The following is a 20,039-nucleotide window of genomic DNA, read 5'->3' on the forward strand; positions in this document are numbered from 1 at the left end:
CTGCATGTTTAATTTTTGATAATTTCTTTGAGAGAAAAAGGGTGAAATTTGATTGTGACATCATCTTTTGTCACGGCTAACGTTGGATTTGGTAACCTTTCATTGTCACCTTTCGGATAGCTCTCTTTTGTACGAAAAACAACGGGCAACGGATCAGGCAGTAATTTATAGGCTTCGAGTATCAGTTGTTCTGGTGGCACAGGCAGGACAAATTCGACATGTTCCCAACCTTCGTGAATATATTGCTTTTTACCCGGATAAGGTAATTCGACACAATCAATTTGCCAGCCAAGTAAAGTGATTGGCTGTTCTAACTCAAATAAGCAGATCGGCCGGCCATTGATCCTGCTTTCAGACAACAATTGACCACATTGTAGAAAACCTTGACGCCAGCGATCAGCAATTGAAATAGCATTACAACGCAGGGAAATATGATCCGCTGCATATTGCGTAAGTTCCAAGCCCAAATGTTCACCAAACTGCTTTAACTTTTGCTCAAACTTATATAAATCAGTCACCAAATCCTGTAATTCAGAAATTGTTGAAAAGTGTGTCATCTTTCCCCCAGCAAAAAACTATCGCCTGAAAGGCGAGCTGAAAACAAAAAGTCATACCGCAAGCGGCGGCTGATGGTAGCATGCAGGATGCTGAATATGGTATAAAACCCGTTATTTTGTCTAACCCACACGCTTGAAAGTATTTGCACAGTTCAAATGCAGGGGCTTTTGTGCGTAATTTAAGGTAACTCGGTGAATATTCAGGCCATTCTTTCAGAAAAAATCAGCCATGCGCTGATTGCTGCTGGTGCTCCAGCCGACAGTGAAGCTCACGTTCGTCAATCTGCAAAAGCTCAATTTGGTGACTACCAGGCAAATGGTGTCATGGCGGCAGCGAAAAAAGTGGGCATGCCACCCCGACAATTGGCAGAAAAAGTCGTCTGTTTACTGGATCTGCAAGGAATTGCCAGCAAAGTTGAGATTGCAGGCCCTGGCTTTATCAATATCTTTCTGGATAAAACGTGGATGCTGCCAATGTTGAAACAGCGCTGAAAGATGAAAAACTGGGCATCACGCCAGTAGCACCGCAAACCATCGTTATCGACTATTCTGCGCCGAATGTGGCAAAGCAAATGCACATTGGGCACATTCGTTCCACGATTATTGGCGATGCCGCAGCACGTACCCTTGAGTTTTTGGGGCATAAAGTCATTCGAGCCAATCACGTTGGTGACTGGGGTACTCAGTTCGGGATGCTGATTGCCTATCTGGAAAAAGTCCAGAATGAAGATGCCGGTGATATGGCATTAGCCGATTTGGAAGCCTTCTATCGTGAAGCGAAGAAAACTTACGACGAAGATGAAGAGTTCGCTGTTCGCGCCCGTAGCTACGTAGTAAAACTGCAAGGCGGAGATGAATATTGCCGGACGATGTGGAGCAAACTGGTTGATATCACCATGTCACAGAATCAGGAAACCTATGATCGCCTGAATGTGACGCTGACAAAAAACGATGTTATGGGTGAAAGCCTGTATAACGATATGCTGCCTGGCGTTGTTGCCGACCTGAAACAACGTGGGCTTGCCGTTGAGAGTGATGGTGCTATCGTGGTTTACTTTGATGAGTATAAGAACAAAGAAGGCGAACCAATGGGGGTTATCATCCAGAAAAAAGATGGGGGCTATCTTTATACCACCACGGATATCGCTTGTGCTAAGTACCGTCATGAAATCCTGCATGCTGACCGGGTTCTTTACTACACCGATTCACGCCAACATCAACACCTGATGCAAGCCTGGACAATCGTACGCAAGGCCGGTTACATTCCTGAATCCATGTCGCTCGAACACCATATGTTCGGCATGATGTTGGGCAAAGATGGCAAACCATTCAAAACCCGTGCAGGTGGTACAGTAAGACTGTCTGATTTGCTGGATGAAGCGATCGAACGTGCAGACACTCTGATCCGTGAGAAAAAACCAGATATGTCGGAAGACGAACTGAAAAAAGTTGTCAACGCCGTAGGTATTGGCGCGGTGAAGTATGCCGATCTCTCCAAAAACCGGACTACCGACTATGTATTTGACTGGGATAACATGCTCGCCTTTGAAGGTAATACCGCACCTTATATGCAATATGCATATACCCGCGTAAATTCTATTTTCAAACGTGCACAAATCGATGAAAACAGCCTGATCCACCCTATTCTTCTGAACGAAGAACGTGAACAAGCGCTGGCAACGCGCCTGTTACAATTTGAAGAAACCATCACAACCGTTGCCCGAGAAGGCACTCCTCACGTAATGTGTGCTTACCTCTATGATCTGGCTGGCCTGTTCTCTGGTTTCTACGAACATTGCCCAATCCTGAATGCGGATAGCGAAGAAGTGCGTCAGAGCCGCCTGAAATTAGCACTGCTGACGGCAAAAACGTTGAAGCTGGGTCTGGATACCCTGGGTATTGAGACGGTAGAACGGATGTAATCACCTTGTCTGAAACTGGCATGGACAAATCATGCCAGTTTTTAGTCCATTTAATACAAACAGTCCAATTAAAATCAAACGCAATTAATCAATCGATATGATTTTTCTTTGACAATGTAACGGTATGTTGTGGGAGCAATTAGTGGGTGACAATTGAATACTAAGGGAACCCCAAATTTATAATTTAAGTTTGCCAAAACTGTGTTTAGTGTGGCCATTTCCCTGCTTTAGTCAACGCCCATAGTAACTAGTGGTTGGGGTTATGTAGGCTAATTTGGAGGCTAGGGTTTTTCTGTTTAGTTCACGGTTGATAAAGAAACGTTATCACCAAAATTTGCTCATAGGTCAGTTTTATTCCCAATTGGGGTAGCCGGCAAGAAAAATTCTCCATTAATGTCTAACCATTGGCGGGGCGTTCATAATAACTGAAGTTTCGTGATTTTTGCAGTCACTTAAACGATATAGGTTTAGCGGAAAGTTTAATTAGTCGCCCAAACTTGCAGTCCAATGTTGGTTTTTTCAGTAAAGTGACCATCATAATAGTATTTAAGCCATACATCAGTCTGATTAAAATAGCGGCCACCTAACCGAGATTCAGGGTTTTCGGTATTTTGTTATACTTGGGAAAAGAACAACATTGTTTGTTTCGTAGGGGTTAGTTTCGAGCGAGTTATTTTCAGTGTCTTTCTATTAGCAGGTTATTCTGGAGTGCATGTGTACATTTTTGAGCTGGAAGGTGTTTAAATTTACAACGTAGGATTTTGTTTTTCGATTCGAGGGGGAAGAAGTTACTGCAATCCCCGTTGAGCAAAATCCTTCAATCGAAACCCCATTACAGCCAATGCGGCAAAATAACTCCCCGCACCGGCCACCACGACCCCCATCAACCGTAACAGGCGCAATGCCATATTGCCCTCATCCCAGGCAGGCATAAACCACAATATCGTCAACAATACCCCGACCATGACCGCAATGGCCACCACCAGTTTCAACAGGAAAATGCCCCATCCTGCCAGCGGCTTAAAAATCTCACGCTTGCGCAATTGCCAATAAAGCATACTGGCATTGAAGCAAGCAGCCAAACCAATAGAAAGCGCCAACCCTGCATGTTTTAATGAACCAATAAAAGCCAGATTCATTAACTGAGTCAAAATCAGGGTTGCAATCGCAATCTTGACTGGGGTTTTAATATCCTGACGGGAGTAAAAACCAGGAGCGAGGACTTTAACCACAATCAATCCCATCAAGCCAAAGCAGTACGCAATTAATGCGCGTTGTGTCATTTCTGCATCAAAGGCAGAAAAATTGCCGTACTGGAAGAGTGACACGGTTAAGGGCTTTGCCAAAATGCCCAACGCCACCGCGCAAGGTAAAGCCAACAAAAAGCAAAGGCGCAATCCCCAATCCATTAGCCTTCTATATTCCTGGTGATCCCCATTGGAAAAACTTTTTGCCAGTGAAGGCAAAAGGATTGTTCCTAACGCCACTCCCAACACTCCCGAAGGCAATTCCATTAAACGATCGGCGTAATACATCCACGAAACAGAGCCAGAAACCAGAAATGAAGCAAAAATGGTATTGATGATCAATGAAATTTGACTGACTGAAACCCCCAAAATAGCAGGTCCCATCTGACGAATAACACGCCATACTCTGCTGTCACGAAAGGAAATTCGTGGCAATACCAGCATACCTATTTTTTTCAGGTGCGGAAGCTGATAAGCCAATTGCAAAATACCACCAGCGATCACTGCCCAACCTAATGCCATCACAGGTGGATTGCAGTAAGGTGCCACAAACAACGAAAAAATAATCATGCTGATATTAAGCAATGTTGGTGCAAAGGCAGGCACAGAAAAACGATTCCACGTATTGAGAACCGCTCCCGCTAAGGAAGCCAGAGATATCAAAAAAATGTAAGGGAAGGTAATTCTGAGTAGATCACGGGTTAAAGTGAATTTATCCGGTGTATCGGTAAAACCCGGCGCCGTGACATAGATGACCCAAGGCGCGGCAATCACCCCAATCACCGTAACTATCGCCAAAATCAGCGTCAACATCCCTGATACATAGGCAATAAAGGTGCGTGTTGCCTCATCCCCCTGCTGATTTTTATACTCAGCAAGTATCGGAACAAACGCTTGTGAAAAAGCGCCTTCAGCAAAAATACGGCGCAATAAGTTAGGGAGTTTGAAGGCAACGAAAAAGGCATCTGTCGCCACACCTGCACCAAATATACGAGCAATGATGGCATCACGGATAAAGCCCAGAACGCGGGAGAACATCGTCATTGAGCTGACCGCAGCCAGTGATTTCAGTAAATTCATGGTATCTTCTAAGATTGATTTTTATGAAATGAGCATAAAAGATGTAAAGCGATTAGGCCAAAGAAATCAAGATAATATTGTTGAATATTAATAATTTCCATTCATTTCAAGGTTGAACAGAATACCAGTAAAAAGGGCCGTCAGGCAGCTAAACGTTGAAGAGCCACTTGATCAGGGGATTCCGCAGCCAACTTATCTTTGATTAAATCAAAGGCAAAGCGAAATCCCGCCTTGTCTATTAATCAAACACATTATTTGACAGAGAAATGACTTTTAGAACCGCAACTTTCAGAGATGAATTTCTCCTGAAAGAAGACATTTTTAAGATGACTACTCAGAGGGCTTTCATGAGTGAATTTATTATATAAATGCAAGCACTTTTGAAAGTATATACGCATTAAACTTCAAGTTGCAATTTACAACACAATATGAAACCTGATTTCTCCCCGCTTCGCGGGAAGAAATCACACTCATCTTGAAGTTATACGCATTAAACTTCAAGTTGCAATTTACAACACTGTATGAAGCCTGATTTCTTCCCCGCTTTGCGGGGAGAAATCACACGCATCTTGAAGTTATACGCATTAAACTTCAAGTTGCAATTTACAACACTGTATGAAGCCTGATTTCTCCCCCGCTTTGCGGGGAGAAATCACACGCATCTTGAAGTTAGATTGGTTTAGTTATTATGTGAATCATATAATTAAATAAATTAATATTTTATATTTTTGTTTTTATAACCTTTGATTATAAATTAAAAAATAAATAAACCAGAATTTAATTAATTAAACTTGTATATAATTCATTTAATATCTGCAAAGTATAATTAAAAATTTTTTATGGACTAATTTTCTATATACCAATCTCCTTTCAAGATGCGTCTTATATCTTCCCGCGTAGCGGGGAGATATAAAAAATCACATTGATTTGCCAGCGGCAACCTGAAGTTAGATTGGTATAAACACGGATGCATTCCTGTCATTGTATTCTCCGCTATCTGTCATTATCTGGCTTCTGCGGCTGAATCATTTCACATACTATCTCTACTGCGGCTTCTGAGCGGTATTGGTGAAGTTTTCTCTTAATTGTAAGATTAACGTTAATTATAACGAAAAACGACCTTGTGTTTATTAAAACCCTTTACTTAATAAACACATATAAAAAAACACCTAACAACCAAATTAAACTAAAAACAAAACTATATATTTCATAAACGAGATAGCACCTGTAGATTGCAAATACTAAACATTATGCTTAACTCATAGATCAGAGAAACTATCGCCCTACATTCCCATTTCTGTATGTTCCTTAGCCCTGCAAGGAATATGCGGTAGCTTTAAGTAAAGCAAGGATATCCTTATGGAAAGACAGTTTATCGCACATACCTCATTATCTGATAATACGTTATATTTCAAATCCCTTAGAGGGATAGAAAGACTATCTGAAGCCTATCAGTTTGAGATTGAATTATTGAGCGAAAAGAGGTTATCAGACCCAATAGCGCTGCATAAGACGATATTAACGGTAGAAATAAAGAATAAAACAGCACAAACAAGATATCTAAGTGGTTATATAGAAAAGATATCCTATGCCCCATTCTATAAGTATGATGACAGGCTTTATTTATATACGGCCACTGTCAAACCTAAGTTATGGGAATTAAAACAAAATCTTGGTTATAGTATATGGCAAGATAATACTGTACCCGATATTATCGCCGAAGTTCTTAATAAGGCTAACATTCTATTTGAAAATCAGCTTATTGAAAAATATCGCACATGGGAATATTGCGTCAAGCATAATGAAACTGATTTTGATTTTATCCATCGCCTGATGGAACATGAAGGAATTTACTATTATTTCAAACATGAAATGGGAAACCATACTATGATCCTGGTTGATGCGCCTCAATCACATGAGCCAATGCCTGGATATGAAAATATTTACTATATCAACAAGGGTGATTCACCAAGAGCACACATCAAAGAATATATCTACAATTGGAATGTTTACAGTATCACTATACCAAATACATACAGCCTTGATGACTACGATTTCCGTAAACCACGGGCTGAGTTATATACCGCTACTCAGACCCCAATCAGCTCTATTGATAACACAGAAATATTCATTTGGCCCGGACGCTATGTAGAAAATGAACAAGGGCAATTTTATGCCCGAGTTCGCCAGCAAGCTGCCGAAGCAAAAAGTGAACTGGTTAATAGCAAAGGCAATGTGCTGGGAATCGCTCCGGGAAGTACTTTCACACTATCACTCCCCAATGACATCAAAGGCGATGATCATGGTGACTATTTAATTATAGGCGCACACTACTTTCTTTATGAAAAACCTTACATAGCCAGTTCTTCTGACGATGTTTTTGATATCGTTGTTGATGATATCTTTAATACACTCACTGGCGACCTGTTTAATTCAGACGCAGATAAAAACAAAAACACGATTCAATTTGAAGCAATTCCTGCCAACACTCATTGGAAACCGCTGGCAGTGACACCGTGGCCAAAAGTGACCGGTCTTGAAACTGCTGTTGTTACCGGCCCCAAAGATAAACAAATATGGACTGACAAATACGGCCGTATAAAAGTGAAATTCCGTTGGGATAAGGATCGCAAAAAAGATGATACCCGCTCTTGCTGGGTACGTGTTGCGAGCCATTGGGCTGGCTGGCGTTATGGCAATATATGTGTCCCTCGTGTGGGCGAAGAAGTGGTTATCAGTTTCGTCAATGGTGATCCTGATAAACCTTTAGTGATTGGCAGCACTTATAACAATGAGAATATGCCTCCATGGGAACTACCTAAACATGAAACTCGTGTTGGTATTATGTCGAATACCAAGGGAGGTAAGCATGATCAGGCAAATTATCTCTTTTTAGATGATGAACCGGATAAGGAATTATTTGATCTACATGCAGAAAGGAACATGAATATCTCGGTAGAAAAAGATAAAAATGTCACTATTGATGGAAACCGTACGACTGAAATAAAAAAACAGCAAAAAGATACTGTGACTGGAAATGCTAACTTTACCTATAAGGCAAACCATGAAACAACCATTCAAGGCAAAGATACATTAACGATCAACAATGGTCAGCAAGAAACCATCAAAAATGGACGAAAAACCGAGATTAATGGTGGTGATACTTACACACTTAATGGGAATTTAAACGCAAAAATTGAGGGGAATTGGGTGCAGAACATTACAGGAGTGACGGCAATCTCAAGCCCCAACCTCATTACGATAAAAAGCGATACCAATGTAATAATAGATTGTCCGCAATCTATTATTACAACGAAATATGCTTCTATAACCACAACACATTTCTCAATGAGTGCGGCCGTAATAACATTCAATGCTACCGAGCAGTCATACAGTGCCGGTGCAGAGTCGCTGAATGTAAAAGGTCTAGACATATCATTTACTGGCTGTAGCATCAGTAAGACAGGGATATCCAAAAAACAAACAGAAGTTGGTATACAAACAGCGGAGATAACATTGGAGGAGTCAGAGGTTTCAATTGAGAATTCAAGCGCCAATATTTCAAATAGCAGCTTACATATCCTCAACTAATGACTATCTTCTAATAACTATCCCCATGAATAATTGCCAATACCTCCAGGGTTGTTATGAAAATCATCAAACCGTTGCGCCTGAGTGTACTTTATCGGCCTTATCGTTGGTTACAAAACAACTACCTCGGAATTTCCATTATGGCACTGGCAGATATGGGAGCGAGCCCACGCTTACGCCCGGAAATAGAACTTTGGCAACTTGCAGAAAATGAGTTGCAAACCTGTAATGGTGTTATCGATCTCGCTATGCCGAAGTCGTGTGCTGAATTTTTGGCGACAGGATATGCCTATACCCACCACCAAGCTGATAAAACCACCTGTGCTGCACGTATTCAGATTGGGCAGTTGGACAAGACATTAGTTGCGTTTGGTGATCGCTATTGGATTGATGATTCTCCTTCAAAACCCCAACCCTTTACACAAATGCGATTAGACTGGAGTCGAGCGTTTGGGGGGGAGGGCTGTGAAGAAAACCCATACGGAATTGGTTTCACCCCAGAAGAACGGGATAATAAGCTGAAAATTCATCGTCTGCCCAATATTGAAGCCCTGCACCATCGCTTAACATCACAACGGCAATTGGCATCACAACAGGAAATTCCCATTCCGGCCAGCTTTTGCCCTTTAGATTTTGTATGGCCGCGTCGTTTTACCCGTATTGGAAAAAAATACGACAAAGCCTGGCTGGAAAATGAATTCCCCGGTTTTGCCAATGACATTGACTGGCGGATATTTAATGCTGCCCCCGAAGATCAATGGTGGGAAGAAAACACCACACTGCCAGAGAAAGCGGCGTGGCGCATTTGGAATATGCATCCAGAACAACCTGTTCAGGAAGGCATTCTGCCTGCATGGAACGCACGTTGTTTTATCAAACGGTTGCGTCTTGATGAGGAGATTTTTGAAGAAGTCGTCATGCGCAACACAACGGTATGGTTCTTTCCTCACCTGGAAAAAATGGTTCTGGTTTGGCATGGCAGCGCACAAATTAATGAAGATGATGCCAGGGATGTCTTGCAAATGATATCGGCATTAGAATTAAGCGATAATCCTCGTCCGCCGGAACATTACCTGCATGTCCTTGAACAACGATTGGATAAAGAAAAAGGCGCCCTATACGCTTTTCGGGAAAAAGATCTTATCGCCGAAGAGATGATTGGCCCGTGGCTAGATACAGAACAACCAGAAAATAGTTCACCATTGCGACAAAACTTGCAAAATCGTGAAAAACGCCTGCGTGAACAGCAACAAGAACGCTTGTCTGAATATGGCTACGATATCAATACGATACTGCCTGTTGATACAGAACCTCCCCCTCCTGCTCCAAAACTGGCTGAGTTACCAGAGTTCATGGAAAAAATCGAACAATATACCACCGAAAAAAAGGCTGAGGCTGAATTACAGAAAGAAAAAGCAATGGCTTTAGCCAAAGAACACGGCATTGATATTGAAAAAATAACGGCAAAGTCAGAACCCAAGGGGCCAGAAAATCTGCATCAGATGCGGGATATGTTACAAAAGCACCCATTAGACTTCAATGATAAAGAGCTGGCACAAATCGAGCAAACACTACACTCAATGTATCTGTCTTCAGTACAGGCACAAAGCCCTGCCCTGCGCTTAACAGGTAGCCTGTCACAGATCATTCGTAAAAGAGTACAAAAAATCATGCTGCAAGGGGGAAATTTCACTGGCATGGATTTTACTGGCGCGGATTTGTCAGGCATGGATCTACGGGGAGCTAATTTCACTCGCACTTTATTGGAAAGCGCATGTTTAAACCATTGTCAGTTGGACGAAGCAAATTTCAACGAAGCTATGCTGGCGAGGACTGAAATTTGCAACGCCTCATTACGTGGCGCCAAATTAGATCATGCCAGCCTGTCGCTGGCTAAATGTGAACAGAGTGACTTTTCTTCTGCAAGTTTCACTAAAACCCAGCTGCAAGAAACGCGATTTGACCATTGTCACTTTGACCATACCCTGTTTACAGGGCTATTTCTGCAAAAAATATTTATTACGCATTGCCAATTCCAATATTCACAGTGGAAAAACTGTACATTTATAGGGCTTGAACTTCCTGCTCTTAGCTTCAATCACACAAACCTGAATAAAGTTTCGTTTATTAAGTGCACGCTAACACAAGCAATTTTTGATTACGCAAAACTGGAAAGTTGTTCATGGGTGGAAACTAAAGCAAACGGTATCCGGTTTCAGTCAGCCAAATTGTTGACCTGCGCATTTGCCATGGACAGTGAGCTTAATCAAGCCGATTTCAGCCATGCAACATTGACAGAATGTAATTTGCGCCAATTGCCGTTAGTCGGGGCGAAATTCTATGCCACAACCTTGAGTAATACCGATCTCAGTGAATCCAACTGCCAGTCAGTTGATATGCAGTACCTTAATGCCGAAAAATGCCTGTTTATTAGGACAGATTTCCGGGGTGCCTTACTGAATAACGCTAACCTGATGAGCGCATTTATGCAGAAATGCAACTTCAATAATGCCGACTTACAGGGTGCCAACCTATTCCGCACTGATATGTCCCAATCAATTATCAGCGATTCAACCTCAATTACAGATGCTTATATTAAGCGCACCAAGACCTTGCCCAAACGGGATAAGGATGTGATATGAGTTCACTGACAGCCGATGAATTAGTAGACAAAATCAAGCAAGGTGAGGTTATTGAAAAAATCAGTTTGCAGAATATTTCCCTGACTGGACGTGACTTATCTGGCGGCATTTTTAAAGAAGTCGATTTTTCAGGTGCTGATTTTTCTCGAACTTTAATAAAAGAAACGAATTTTACCGAGTGTCAGGCACAAGGCGCTATTTTTGACTCGGCTGTACTTGAGCAAAGCACGTTTGAACAGTGTAATCTGAAGCTCGCGGTCTTTAATAACAGCACATTAACCGGCAATGTATTCCATAAATCTGTTTTAGAAAAAACCCAATTTACAACGACAAAACAGAAAAATAACCAGTTTGCATCTTGTTCACTGCAACATGCTGATTTCAGCCACAGTGACTTCGAACGAATCATATTTTTTGCATCATCAATGGATCAAACAAGGTTTAGCCACGGTCACTTTTTTTTGGTCACTTATTTTCGGCAGGATTTACGAACAAGCCATTTTTCTGCCAGTGAATTTAATAAAACCGTTTTTTTCGAATGCGATCTGCGTAAGCAAAATTTCCATAAACAAATCTTTAAAATGTGCCAATTTATGGATAGTCAGCTTGAATCCGTCAATTTTAATCACGCCATACTGACTAATTGCAATTTCAAAGGTGCCATTTTAAAAGACGCCTTACTATCAAATGTCAATGCAACCCAGGCATTATTTACTGAAGCTGATTTAACCCAAGCCCGTTGCCAAAATAGCCTATTTGAACAAGCCCTTTTTATTCAAGCATCCCTTGAATTTGCCGATTTTCGGCATAGTAACCTGGCATTGGCGGTTATGCACAAAGTACAGGCAATGAACGCACAATTTACAGGCTGTAATATGCGTTACACCGATTTTTCCTATGCAAACGTCAACAATAGTGATTTTCGCACTGCTCAATTTATGAGAACACTTTTTCATCGTGCTCAACAAATTGGAACTCTATTTTCTGACCGTCAAGGTATTCTGGAAAATGATCCTGAACTATTTGCCGCTGAAGAGTGGAATATACGACATAACAAGCTTTCATCAGGAGAATCAAAATGACGAAATCCGCTTATGCACTTTCTTCATTCACTCTTAATACTGAGCCATTACAGCAGATTACCGGCCAGATTGTTAACGTTCTTCCAGATGGCAGTTTTATGGTGGAAAGCCATAACAACCGTGGCTGGCATTGCCGACAAGCCGCCAGTTGTTTATTGATACCCAGCATGGGGGATATGGTGTTAATGACGAAAACCAACAACCAACTCTGGATATTAGCCATATTGGAACGGGCGGAACAACAGCACATTGCTGAAATCAGCGTCCCAGGTGATCTTACCATCACCGCGCAAGGGAACCTAAGCATGCACAGCAACGGATTCGCTATCACCGCCAATAATGGCAACTGTCATATCAATGAAATGCAATATAGCGGGGAATCCCTGTCGGCATGGATCTCAATCACTCGTCTGGTTGGTAATCAGTTCGAATCTCTTTGGAAAACAGTTACACAACTGAGTCATCGTCTATTTCGTCATACCACCCAAACAGAGCAGGTTCGTGCAGGTCAATTAGATATGCAGGCTGAAAATTATGCCCGCTTACATGCTCAGCAGGCTATTGTCTCGGCAAAAGCCATAACCAAAATCGACGCTGAACAAATTCATATCGGCTAAGGATAAAACTATGTTTGCTAACACACAAAGTGGTGGAATGGATATAGCCGTTCCTGATGTCTGCCTGACGCCAATGTTTACACCTGTACCTGTGCCTTATCCCAATATGGCACAAGGCACTACCGGTATAAGCAATGCCACCAATATCTTATTTATGGGTTGTCCAGCCCATAATTTGACAACAACCATACCCATGACGACAGGAGATAACTCCGGCGTTAATGGTGGTGTAGCTTCCGGCACCGTGATGGGTAGCGCCCGCCATGTTATGGGGGCCAATTCCGTCTTGATCAAAGGCTCTCCGGCAACCCGACTTTCCAGTTCGACTATGCAAAATTCGACCAATGCCATGGGTTCACGCCTTGTACCCAGCCAAACTAAAGTTCTTATCACGGCTGCTTGACTTTTTTATTTATTAACAGTGCATTATGCCTCAATATGCTTTAACAAACATGATGACAATGTCTCTTTCACTCAGTAAAAAGATGGCAGAAAGAGGACTTATCATATCGATAACTACAGCATTGATAGTCATAACGGGTTGTTCATCAAAAGCAAATTTGCCGCCCTATAAACTCATTTTCAATACAGAATCTAATGTAAATGATTCCGCTCCCGTGAAAATCGATGTCTTTTTACTAAAATCGAATGAAAAGTTTATGTCTGCCGATTTTTTTTCCCTGCAAAATAAAGCGCAGAATACGTTAGGCGATAAACTGGTTAATAAAGATCCATTGTTTATACTCCCTTCCCAATCTACGCATTGCCTGTTGGAAAAAAACCAACCGGAAGCTAACTACATCGGCCTCATCGCTGAGTATAAAAACTTGAACGGCAAGAAATGGCGCATTTCATTTCCCGTTCCTGTACCTGAAAAGCCCTCTTTTTACGAATTTTGGCGCACTCCTTCTGAAGAATTACGTCTATGCGTAAAGGTCACTAACAATGGCTTAAGTCTCATTAAAGAATGTAACTTGAGTTGTGTGACAGGAGATAAATAAGATAATGAATAAACCAGAAAAAGTTATCTGGACAGAAGGCATGTTTTTACGTCCCCACCACTTCCAGCAGGCTGAAAACTACCTGGAAGCCTATGTTCGTGACTGGGGTATCACACAACACCCTTACTACTGGGGGTTTTTAACGCTCGAATTGGATCAGGAACTGCTTAATCAGGGTAAAGTCAGCCTTTTCACAGCCAGTGGTATTTTCCCTGACGGAACCCCTTTTAGTTTTGATGCCGCCAATGCCCCCACCCCCTTACAGCTTGGTGAAAACCCGTCTGATAACCATGTTGTTCTGGCTGTACCGGCTTGTCGGCGAGGAAAAGAAGAGGTTATTTTCAGTGAAAAAAGCGATTCGCTGGCACGCTTTATTAGCTTTGAAGCTGAAGTCAACGACTTTAATGCCATGTCTGTTGGCAATGCTGCAATACAATTTGGCAAAATGCGTTTGCGTCTGATGTTGGCCTCTGATTTAACACCCGAATGGACCGCATTGGGTCTTGTATATGTCATGAATAAAACAAATGACAAGAAACTCTATCTTGACTCGCAATTTATTCCGCCCCTGCTCAACTGCCATGCGAATCCACAAATAGGAAGTTTTATTAATCAAATACAAGACTTACTAGAACAGCGCCGCCAACAAATTAGCCAGCGTCTGTTACAGTTGGGGCGATACAATGATTCTGAGATTATGGATTTTCTCTTGCTGTCACTTTTGAATCGCTATAGTGGCCAGATGAACCATCTGCAGAACCTGTCACTATTGCATCCAGAACGGTTATTCAGCGAATGGCTACAATTTGCCACTGAATTGGCGACATTTTCTCAACACCGTGTACCGGAAGAAAATTTACCTCTCTATGATCATGATAATTTAACGCAGTGCTTCAACCAACTTATGTTCCAACTACGCCAAGGGTTATCAATCATACTTGAAGAACATGCCATTCAGTTGCCATTAACGGAATACTCTCATGGCTTGAATATCGCCACATTACCCAACGCCGATATGATACATACGTTCAGCTTTATTCTGGCCGTCCATGCTGATGTTGCAAATGATATGCTTATGAGCAAATTTCCTGCCCAAATGAAAATTGCCCCCGTTGGCCGTATACGTGAATTGGTTCAATTGCAATTACCCGGTCTCTCACTACGCGCCATGCCCTCTGTACCCAGACAAATTCCCTGGCATTCAGGTTATGTCTATTTTGAATTAGAAAAAGAGGGAGACTTATGGAAACAGATGGAGAAATCCAGCGGTTTTGCCTTACATCTGGCCGGTGAGTTCCCTGGCTTGATCATCGAGTTTTGGGCTGTCCGTAATCAGGAAAAATCGAGGTAATGAAGCCTATGACGCAGGAAAAACAGATAACTGAACATCAGGTGTTTTCTGATGATACCAATCGTAACCCGTTGGTTTCTTCCGCAAATCCATTGTTAAATACGATCCCCCAGATCCGGCATTCAATTGTTCACCCTGATCCAACCCATTTACGCCAGCAACTGATTAATGAAATCCGGCGTTTTGAAGTGGAATGCCAACAAGTCAAACTACCCTATAACGTGATCATTGGCGCCCGCTACTGTCTATGCACCGCATTGGATGAGGCCGCAGCACTCACGCCTTGGGGGTTGCGCAGTGTTTGGTCTGGCAGTGGCCTGCTCGTCACTTTTCATAATGAAACTTGGGGGGGCGAAAAATTTTTCCAACTATTAGCCAAGTTGTCGCAAAATCCCAAGGACAACTTGTTCCTGTTAGAACTCATGCACTTTTGTCTCCTGCTTGGATTCGAAGGGCGCTATCGTGTCATCGATAACGGCCGTACCCAATTGGAAACCGTGAAGCAACGTTTATTCCAGTTAATAAGTTCGATTAGAGGTAGTTATCCCATTGAGTTATCAAAAAAAACACGAGCCATTACCTTACCGAATAAACCTCAATATATTTCCTTACCAGTATGGATATCTATAGCAATATTAAGTTTTCTGGTATGTCTCTTGTATATAAACCTGAACTGGAAGTTGAATGATAAGGTTAATCCCATTTTGGCTAAAATCTACCAGACTAATTTGCCTAATATCACCGTCAGCGATAGAAGATTTCCACGCACTCTGAACCTGCAAAACAGGCTACAGGATGAAATAGCCACAGGATCATTGGACGTCACTGACTTACCTGATAGAAGCGTGATCACGCTAAAAGGCGCTGGTTTATTCAACACCAGTGCCATTCAGATCAAAAGCGGCTATTTGGATGTCATCAGGCGGGTTGCTGAGGTATTAAACCATTTTAACGGCGAAATTCTGGTTGTTGGGTATACCGATAATATTCCCATTAATACCCGTTTTTCCCGTTTTTCATCCAATGATGCTTTATCACTCGCGAGAGCCAAGTCTGTACAAAAAGAACTTCAACGTTATCTGAACCAACCAGAAAGAGTCAAAGCAGAGGGAAAAGGTGCCCAAAATCCTTTAGTTCCCAATAATACTGCCAGTAATCGAGCCAAAAACAGACGAGTTGAAATCACACTGTTTGCTTCTCCTGTAAGCCAAACGATGTAAGGAAATTAAGACATGCTGAATGCACTTTTTTCTATCATCACCAGCCCGTTGACATGGAGTTTTCTTAGTGTAACGGCAGTCTCTTTTTTTATCTGGTTCATTGGTCCCATTATTTCTGTTGGTAACAAGTTCCCTTTTGAAACAAATACAACACGGATCATTACCATTATTTCTCTCTTCTTGATCTGGTTTTTCATCAAAGTAATGCCGCGGTTATACCAATCATGGCTTAACCAAAAGCTGACCAAGGAATTGAACATCACTAAAAATGAAAACGAAGAAAAGAAGCAGAATGAACAATATATTACATTAGCAGAGCGTTTCTCTGATGCTGCAAAGTTATTGAAAAAAGCCTATTTTTCTGGTTGGTATAATAAAAATAAACCAAGCTGGATACACTTTCTCAGTCGCCGATATATATATCAATTACCCTGGTATCTGGTTATCGGTGCCCCCAGTTCAGGCAAAACGACAGCACTGACAAACTCTGGTCTACATTTTCCTCTGTCGGACTACCTGGGTAAATCGGCACTGCACAGTACACAAGACATGAATAGCTGTAGCTGGTGGTTCACCAATAAAGCCGTTCTGCTAGATACTACAGGTCGCTATGTCACACAGGATAGTTTTCACCAACAGGATGCTGATGAATGGAAAAACTTCATCCGACTGTTGAAAAAATATCGGATAAGCCAACCACTGAATGGAATTATTATTACTATTAGTGTGGAAGATTTGCTCAATCTATCTACTGAAAAACGGGAGCAGCAGGCTTATATGCTGCGTAAGCGCCTGTCAGAGCTACATGAACAACTTAAAATACAGTTCCCTATTTATATCATGATCACTAAGACGGATTTATTAAAAGGATTTAGTGCTTATTTCTCCCATTTTGACAAAAAATCCCGTGAACAAATTTGGGGATTTAATTTCCCATGGAGTAACACTTCACGGGGAAAACGGAATAAAGGTCTTGATTTTGATTTGCATGACATTCTTAATCAACAGTATAACCAATTAGTATTGCGGTTAGATGCTGAATTACCTTCTATTCTCTTAAACGGACACAATTCACAACAATGTGCCGAAAGTTATTTATTCCCACAAGAATTTGCATCCCTGCGCCCCCTGATCGCACAATATCTTGAAATTGTATTCGCAAAGTCGGGCTTTGAAATACCCTATTATCCACGTGGGCTCTATTTCACCAGTGGAACACAAACAGGATTTTCCTTTGACAATGTCATGGAGAAATTTAACCGCAATTTTCAGTTACCAACCAATAACAATAGTGAAGCCATGTCATGGGAGAATAATAAAGAAAGTGTTCATCCTGCTCCGGCCAGCCAGGCTTACTTTATAAAAAATTTACTGGAAAATATCTTTAATGAAGCAGGAATTGCCGGTTATAACCGCTGGTGGATATACCGCAGACGCTTGCTGGGCGGATTGGAATATGTTGTTTCAGTGGCAATACTGGCATTGGTAGCCAATTTACTTTTGATAAGCTACAACAATAACCAAGATTACCTGATGGAAGTACAAGCCAGATTTCCGACCATTGCAAAACAAAGCGCTCACTTAAAGAAGAATGCCAATGATATTTATGCCTTGCTGCCGATTTTAAATAGTTTGGCTCATTTAGATAAAAGCCAACGTTTTTCCTTAAATGATCCCCCCTTATCCTATCGAATGGGATTGTATTGTGGTGAACAAATCAGTGATGCCAGCCGTTTTCTATATAGAAAGGCCCTAAAAACATTATTGTTGCCCCAGATAGCAACTATCATCACTAACCAGCTGTATGATGACAACAACGATGACATAGAGAACACCTACAATACGCTCAAGGCTTATCAAATGTTATACCAGCCTAAGCATTATGATGGTAAGTTTCTGCATAATTGGATCATGCAATATTTGAAAACCCAATTAAACACAGACACAACCCAGCAGCATTTGCAACAAATCTCGGAACACATCGGCCAATTGTTAGATAACCAAGTTGTCACATCTCCTTTCATTCGCGATGACGCGCTGATCAAAAAAAAACAGCAATTAATTAGCAATATTCCACCAGCACAACGTGCTTATAACTATATGAAGGAAAAATTAATCAATGATCCCAGTTTAGCCCCCGTAAATCTGGAATCACTCGCAGGTCCGCAGGCTGAATTGGCTTTCTCACGTATCAGTGGTGCGCCCATTACAGATGGCATATCAGGGATGTTCACCCCAGCGGGTTATCAGCAAGGTATTGAGAAAAACCTCAACACTTTTCTAACAACCTTATATTCACAAGACAGTTGGGTACTCGGTAGCTATGCAAAAAAGCAGACCGATAAGGAAATAAAATCCGCTGTTAAGCAATTTTATATTAACGACTATATATATCAATGGAACGAGTTTCTGGCGGATATTGGTTTGATAAATATCGATACCCTGGAACAACGGATCAACACTTCACGCCTGTTGTCTTCTTCTGATTCACCTATGCGTAACCTTTTAATTAATATCAGTAAAAACGTCATACTGAATGAAAATAGCAATAATATCAAACAACTCAACGATATTGAGAATAGCCGTATTGTGAAGAGTCAATCAAATAAATTAACGAAATTAGTGCCCAAACAAATAATGCCAGTTAATAATCAACCTACACCAGAGCGGGCATTAGAAGAATCTTTTGCCTCAATTATTGCGTTAGCAAAAAGGCCAAATAAAAACACCCAAAGTATCCCTTTTGATAAGACCTTAAAAGAAATTAGCGAGTTATACCTGTATTTAACCTCAGTACAAAATGCAACCAATGCAGGAATGCCCTTGCCCCCTGGTCAGATTGTCACGCAGCTACAAACAACATCTGCTCTCCTGCCTATACCGTTCAGAAGCATAGTTTCGTCACTCGCAGTGGGAGCCAGTAGCGATACTCAGCTTAGTGATATGAAAAATGTCGGTAAGCATCTCAGTACAGAAATCGGCGGGTTTTGCAACCAGGCGATTGCCAATCGCTATCCGTTAAACCCTAACGCAAAGCAGGATATTAAGCCCGATGACATGGCACGAATGTTTGCGCCAGAAACCGGCTTAATGGACAGTTTCTTCCAGAAAAATTTAGTGGGTAAAGTAGATACGACTCTGCCAAAATGGCAATTTATGCCAGGTGTGAATGGCAAGCCCTTGCCAGGGGGGGGAAATCTGCTCAAACCTTTCCAACAGGCCCAGATTATCCGCAATACGCTATTTACCAACGGAACTCCAACACCATCATTTCGCGTCATGGTTCGTCCAATCAATATGAGTAACGATATATTGAGTATGGTGCTGGATGTTGATGGACAGATAGTAGAATACAGTCACGGCCCGCAACTTTCACAACTGATTAGCTGGCCTGGCCCTGCCAATATCAATCTGGTTCGCATTCAATTAAATCTCACGGATGGTACAACGGCAAACTTATCAACGTCAGGTTTCTGGGCACTAAACCGCTTGCTGGATCATGCCAAACGTATCTGGCGCGGTAAAACAGGGGAGTCAACCAATAATGGTGATATGAGCTTATGGGCAAGGTTTAATATCAGTGGTCATACTGTCTTGCTAGCATTTACCCCGAACAGCATTTTCAGCCCGTTTAATCTCCCTGCTTTCTCATGCCCAAATCCAAAACGGCTTCAAACAGCATGATCGATATCCTTACTGTGGACTTGTGAACTGAATATAAGCTGAAAA

General features: G+C 41.7%; 11 protein-coding genes and 1 pseudogene. 10 read left to right on the forward strand and 2 right to left on the reverse strand.

What is annotated here, in order from left to right; translation table 11 throughout:
• Window positions 1-8: 8 nt before the first annotated feature.
• Window positions 9-557, reverse strand: coding sequence for a VOC family protein (locus ACSJJG_RS10465; protein ID WP_481089327.1), 549 nt, complete (start codon window positions 555-557; stop codon window positions 9-11).
• 192 nt (window positions 558-749) lie between these two features.
• On the opposite strand from ACSJJG_RS10465, the pseudogene argS reads away from it, so the two are divergent.
• Window positions 750-2,479, forward strand: a pseudogene (argS, locus tag ACSJJG_RS10470) (arginine--tRNA ligase).
• Between the two features lie 788 nt (window positions 2,480-3,267).
• On the opposite strand, the gene murJ reads toward argS, so the two are convergent.
• Window positions 3,268-4,806, reverse strand: coding sequence for a murein biosynthesis integral membrane protein MurJ (gene murJ, locus ACSJJG_RS10475; RefSeq protein WP_481089328.1), 1,539 nt, complete (start codon window positions 4,804-4,806; stop codon window positions 3,268-3,270).
• 1,359 nt (window positions 4,807-6,165) lie between these two features.
• Here murJ and ACSJJG_RS10480 point away from each other — a divergent pair.
• Genes ACSJJG_RS10480 through tssM form a run of 9 tightly spaced genes read left to right on the forward strand, consistent with a single transcriptional unit; the run spans window position 6,166 to window position 19,994 of the window.
• Window positions 6,166-8,397: a type VI secretion system Vgr family protein gene (locus ACSJJG_RS10480; protein ID WP_189759816.1), complete on the forward strand. Its 2,232-nt coding sequence runs from the start codon at window positions 6,166-6,168 to the stop codon at window positions 8,395-8,397.
• 56 nt (window positions 8,398-8,453) lie between these two features.
• Entirely contained in the window at window positions 8,454-11,039 is a 2,586-nt protein-coding gene (locus tag ACSJJG_RS10485; protein ID WP_189759817.1) for a DUF2169 family type VI secretion system accessory protein, read from the forward strand.
• The gene (locus tag ACSJJG_RS10490; protein ID WP_189759818.1) at window positions 11,036-12,121 is read left to right on the forward strand and encodes a pentapeptide repeat-containing protein; all 1,086 of its coding nucleotides are present in this window, start codon (window positions 11,036-11,038) and stop codon (window positions 12,119-12,121) included. Before ACSJJG_RS10485 ends, ACSJJG_RS10490 begins: the two co-directional genes overlap by 4 nt.
• On the forward strand, window positions 12,118-12,738 hold the full coding sequence (locus ACSJJG_RS10495; protein ID WP_189759819.1) for a DUF3540 domain-containing protein: 621 nt from the start codon (window positions 12,118-12,120) through the stop codon (window positions 12,736-12,738). Before ACSJJG_RS10490 ends, ACSJJG_RS10495 begins: the two co-directional genes overlap by 4 nt.
• A gap of 10 nt (window positions 12,739-12,748) precedes the next feature.
• Entirely contained in the window at window positions 12,749-13,141 is a 393-nt protein-coding gene (locus tag ACSJJG_RS10500) for a DUF4150 domain-containing protein (protein ID WP_189759820.1), read from the forward strand.
• Between the two features lie 25 nt (window positions 13,142-13,166).
• Window positions 13,167-13,739: a type VI secretion system lipoprotein TssJ gene (gene tssJ / locus ACSJJG_RS10505; protein WP_223281715.1), complete on the forward strand. Its 573-nt coding sequence runs from the start codon at window positions 13,167-13,169 to the stop codon at window positions 13,737-13,739.
• Window positions 13,740-13,743: 4 nt separating this feature from the next.
• Window positions 13,744-15,090: a type VI secretion system baseplate subunit TssK gene (gene tssK, locus ACSJJG_RS10510; protein ID WP_189759821.1), complete on the forward strand. Its 1,347-nt coding sequence runs from the start codon at window positions 13,744-13,746 to the stop codon at window positions 15,088-15,090.
• 8 nt (window positions 15,091-15,098) lie between these two features.
• On the forward strand, window positions 15,099-16,310 hold the full coding sequence (locus ACSJJG_RS10515; protein ID WP_189759839.1) for a DotU family type VI secretion system protein: 1,212 nt from the start codon (window positions 15,099-15,101) through the stop codon (window positions 16,308-16,310).
• A gap of 12 nt (window positions 16,311-16,322) precedes the next feature.
• Window positions 16,323-19,994 carry a type VI secretion system membrane subunit TssM gene (gene tssM / locus ACSJJG_RS10520; RefSeq protein WP_189759822.1) on the forward strand — a complete coding sequence of 1,224 codons (3,672 nt, stop codon included), beginning with the start codon at window positions 16,323-16,325 and terminating at the stop codon, window positions 19,992-19,994.
• The last annotated feature ends 45 nt before the right edge of the window (window positions 19,995-20,039 follow it).

The organism is Xenorhabdus sp. SGI 60, assembly GCF_056632175.1.

Excerpts from the sequence above, each read along its gene's own strand:
- ACSJJG_RS10515 (WP_189759839.1), top strand. The coding sequence starts at position 15,099 with ATGACGCAGGAAAAACAGATAACTGAACATCAGGTGTTTTCTGATGAT.
- ACSJJG_RS10495 (WP_189759819.1), top strand. The coding sequence starts at position 12,118 with ATGACGAAATCCGCTTATGCACTTTCTTCATTCACTCTTAATACTGAG.
- ACSJJG_RS10465 (WP_481089327.1), bottom strand. The coding sequence starts at position 557 with ATGACACACTTTTCAACAATTTCTGAATTACAGGATTTGGTGACTGAT.
- ACSJJG_RS10490 (WP_189759818.1), top strand. The coding sequence starts at position 11,036 with ATGAGTTCACTGACAGCCGATGAATTAGTAGACAAAATCAAGCAAGGT.
- murJ (WP_481089328.1), bottom strand. The coding sequence starts at position 4,806 with ATGAATTTACTGAAATCACTGGCTGCGGTCAGCTCAATGACGATGTTC.
- ACSJJG_RS10485 (WP_189759817.1), top strand. The coding sequence starts at position 8,454 with ATGAAAATCATCAAACCGTTGCGCCTGAGTGTACTTTATCGGCCTTAT.
- tssM (WP_189759822.1), top strand. The coding sequence starts at position 16,323 with ATGCTGAATGCACTTTTTTCTATCATCACCAGCCCGTTGACATGGAGT.
- ACSJJG_RS10480 (WP_189759816.1), top strand. The coding sequence starts at position 6,166 with ATGGAAAGACAGTTTATCGCACATACCTCATTATCTGATAATACGTTA.
- ACSJJG_RS10500 (WP_189759820.1), top strand. The coding sequence starts at position 12,749 with ATGTTTGCTAACACACAAAGTGGTGGAATGGATATAGCCGTTCCTGAT.
- tssJ (WP_223281715.1), top strand. The coding sequence starts at position 13,167 with ATGCCTCAATATGCTTTAACAAACATGATGACAATGTCTCTTTCACTC.
- tssK (WP_189759821.1), top strand. The coding sequence starts at position 13,744 with ATGAATAAACCAGAAAAAGTTATCTGGACAGAAGGCATGTTTTTACGT.